This is a genomic window from Psychrobacter sp., assembly GCF_030457785.1.
Taxonomy (GTDB): domain Bacteria; phylum Pseudomonadota; class Gammaproteobacteria; order Pseudomonadales; family Moraxellaceae; genus Psychrobacter.
Genome location: NZ_JAKDUI010000240.1, coordinates 1 through 3,733, shown reverse-complemented (window position 1 = coordinate 3,733; position 3,733 = coordinate 1). Strand labels below are relative to the sequence as shown.

Here is a 3,733-nt window from a genome sequence, read left to right as displayed (position 1 = left end):
TATCATTATTACATTACAATTTTAATTTAAGAAAAGTGATAGGTAGCAAGTGTGGCGTAAATGTGCGGTTTTAAGGTATCGATATTATTTAACACTTGACAACGCAAACAGTAGTCTTTGAACAGGTTTTCTCGTATGATACAGCCGATATTGTTTTGATATATTTGTTTTTATGGATTTATGTCGCTAATGAGGACACGCTCTAGGCATCCAAAGAATATTGAAGGTCGTATTTATGAGTAGAGAAAGCAGTCAATCAACCAGTAATAGCCACCGCTATTTTACGGTATGGCGTTGGCATTTTTATGCGGGCATGTTTGTCGCGCCTTTTTTAATTATTTTGTCTGTGACTGCACTTGGCATGTTATTTATGTCCAACACCGTCGGTCGAGACGGTGATCGTTTGACCATCACTACGCCAGAATCAACCCTGACAGCGCCAGTATCTACACAAGCCAAAAATGCGCTTAGTACTTTGCCCGATAGCACGCTCGTTAAATATGTTGCGCCTCGTGATGCGGATACCGTCGCCTTGTTTCAGATTAAATCAGCAGACCACACTAATACAGTGGCAGTGAACCCTTATACGGCGGATGTCGTCAACAGCACGCCTGCCAGTAGTGCTCTTTATGATACTTTCAATAATATTCATGGCGATTTACTCATCGGTAAAGCGGGTGACTATCTGTTGGAAACTGCCGCCTCATTGACTATTTTGATGATTCTATCTGGCTGGTATCTTTGGTGGCAAAAACGCAAATCGCTCAAAGCTATGCTGATACCTAATGAGGCAGTAACCAACAAGAAAAAACGTCCCTTTATCCGTACTATCCATGCGACATTGGGTAGCTGGGTATCGATTCTGCTGCTGTTTTTTTGTATATCAGGGATGGCGTGGGCAGGAGTATGGGGCGAAAGACTTGTGCAGGCGTGGGGCCAGTTTCCTGCGGGTAAATGGGGTGTGGCTCCAGTACCAATGTCGATTGATCATAGTCAACACAGCACTACAACGAATACGTCAGCGCCAGAACTTCATGTTCACGGTGCAGCCGCGCCGACACATGGTAGTGTCTTAAACTCGAGCAAAACCAAAGAAGTCCCTTGGGTGCTTGAGTTGACGCCGATGCCAGCTTCGGGTACGACAATGGGTGAGAATGGTATCGCGTCTAATATACCTATTATGATTGATACGGTAGACCGATACGCTCGTGAAATTGGTTTTGTCGGACGCTATCAGCTGAACTTACCACAAGGTGAAACAGGGGTCTGGACGCTCAGTCAAGATTCGATGAGCTATGATATGACGAGCCCAACTGCTGATCGCACCGTACACATCGATCGCTATTCAGGCAATGTTTTGGCTGATATTCATTACGACGACTACAACGTCTTTGGTAAATTTATGGCAGCAGGAATTGCCCTTCACATGGGTACGCTAGGATGGTGGAGTGTGTTGGCCAATGTCCTGTTTTGTCTTTTTGTGATTATTATTAGTGTGAGCGGTTATGTTATGTGGTGGCAGCGCCGCCCTCGCAATACCAATGAGGGCCGTGGATTAAACCCACCGGCACGTGGTCAGCAGTTTTCGGTGTGGTGGCCACTTGCCCTTCCTTTACTGATAATCGCGATTATGTTTCCAACGGCTATTATCGCTATTTCAATCATTGCTTTGTTGGATTTTTTGGTGATATCACGTATGGCATTCTTGCAGAAATTATTAAAGTAAGCGAGTCACTTTAGGGTGGGTTTTCAATCTGAACTGTAATCTGAATCTTAATCTGAACGGTAAATGGGCGTCTCGTAAGAGATCGCCCATTTTTTTGAGGTTGTTTTTTGCAAATGTGTTGGTCTGCTGAACGCTCATTACAGCATCGCAATGGCATCCGCACTGGCACGCTTTCGTTCTTCGGCATTGAGTTCTGTCAATCTGCCATCTTTCATCAATAGCAATCGATCGGCATGTTCAAAGTAGCCGTCATCATGACTGATGATAAACAGCGTTTTCCCCATTGCCTTTAGTTCAGGTATTAAGGTCTGATAGAACACGCGGCGAAATGCTGGATCTTGGTCGGCCGCCCACTCATCAAGCAACAAAAAATCTTTTTGTTCAGCGACTGAAAGTAGCATAGCCAAACGCTTACGCTGACCTTGGGATAGCTTGTCTGTCGACAGTTTATGGTCAGCCACGCTTAGCTTGTCTTGTAACTTGAGCTTGTGTAGCCAGTCATTGACTAGCGCGGTATCAGGTTCTTGGCCTTGGTCACCAATCAGCTTCTTAAAAAGATGCTGGTCACTAAAAATGGCAGAAAACAACTGCCTATAATTGGCATTTTTCTGTGAGTCAACGCTCTGTTCATCGATGAGTACAGAGCCTGTGGTGGGCGTGAAAATACCTGTGATGACTTTTGCTAGAGTAGATTTGCCACTACCGTTAGCGCCAATCAAAAAAACCACGTCGCCACGATTCAATGTTAGGTTGACGGCCTTTAGGATATTGCCAGGATGGTCACTGTCGTCAGCTACTGTGTTTGACGAAACGGTTTGGGCGTTTTCATAGCGATAATTGATATTATTCAATGATATGGATTGCCAGCTTTTTGAAGCGATGTCTGTGGTAAATGTCGGCTGATAATCAGCCAGTTCTAGAGATCGTATCTTATCCAGTGCCACCTGTGCCGTCTGCAACGTTGGGTACGCACCGACTGCATGCAGAATGGGTGATTGCATGAATAAAATCGTCAGAGAAAAAGTGGTGGCGATACTCATTGGTATATTCAAATAGTTTGAAACTGCGAAAATAACACCAATCGATGCAAACATCATGATGTTCGACCAATTCACTGCTGTTAAATGAAACGTATCAGACTTGATGACTGTTTTTTTATAAGACTTTGCATGCGTCAAAAGGTCATTGGTATAAAGGTTTTTTGCTCGGTGTTGGTTTAACGCCAGCTCTTTACGGCCTTCGATGATGGATTGATAATCTTGATACAAAGAGTCGTTAATCTCTCTTAGCTCTCTTAAGTGAGTGTATACGTGTTTCACCAAAATAGTACTTATCCAAATGGTCATGATAATCCAAAACATGACGATGAATAGCAGTGGTAAAGACAACCATCCCAAATACAGCCCCACGCCAATAGATAGAATAATGCCTTGCACCAACTCTGGCATGCGCACGAAAGCGACGGTAATCGACTGAATATCCGTAGATAGACTGGCAAGTAAGCGTGCACTGCCCAAGTGGTCTACTTGCGGTACAGTGGTGTCAATGATTTGTTTGACCAGTTTGGTTCTCAGTTCATAGACAAACCTATGACCCAGACAGGTCAGCGCATATTGTGAAAGGAATGTGGTCGCTAATAAGAGCAACACCAACAGTCCAAACTGTCCTAGGCTCAACCACGATAACGTCGAAAAAACGGGCTGGCTGATAAAGGTATGGTTGATGTAGGCAATGATTCCTACACTAACCGCAGCATTCACCAGATTAAGTAAGATAACTTTGATAAATGGCAGGCGGTAATGCGCCCAAATCATATTATATATAGATGCAGTCGTGCGAGTGGACATATGAACTCAATAATAGAATGAATTTTGCGTGTTTTGAATAGAATAAAAAGGAGTGCTTAGGAGAAATAGTCTGATTAACACTGCATGATGCAGATCAAAGGCTCATTAGGGTGTGTATAGAATTCAAATGAGTGGCAACCAGATAAAGACACAAGCGAGC

At 43.8% G+C, this 3,733-nt stretch carries 2 protein-coding genes; one reads left to right on the top strand and one right to left on the bottom strand.

Annotated elements, in window-relative coordinates; genetic code table 11:
* Positions 1 to 235 precede the first annotated feature (235 nt).
* Positions 236 to 1,726 carry a PepSY domain-containing protein gene (locus tag L0J61_RS09950; RefSeq protein ID WP_301466289.1) on the top strand — a complete coding sequence of 497 codons (1,491 nt, stop codon included), beginning with the start codon at positions 236 to 238 and terminating at the stop codon, positions 1,724 to 1,726.
* 137 nt (positions 1,727 to 1,863) lie between these two features.
* Here the strand turns inward: L0J61_RS09950 and L0J61_RS09945 are convergent, their stop codons facing one another.
* Positions 1,864 to 3,573, bottom strand: a complete 1,710-nt coding sequence (locus tag L0J61_RS09945) for a multidrug ABC transporter permease/ATP-binding protein (protein ID WP_301466288.1) — start codon at positions 3,571 to 3,573, stop codon at positions 1,864 to 1,866.
* Positions 3,574 to 3,733 lie beyond the last annotated feature (160 nt).

What these genes read in the sequence shown, in the direction of transcription:
- L0J61_RS09945 (WP_301466288.1), bottom strand. Translation starts at nt 3,573, where the DNA reads ATGTCCACTCGCACGACTGCATCTATATATAATATGATTTGGGCGCAT.
- L0J61_RS09950 (WP_301466289.1), top strand. Translation starts at nt 236, where the DNA reads ATGAGTAGAGAAAGCAGTCAATCAACCAGTAATAGCCACCGCTATTTT.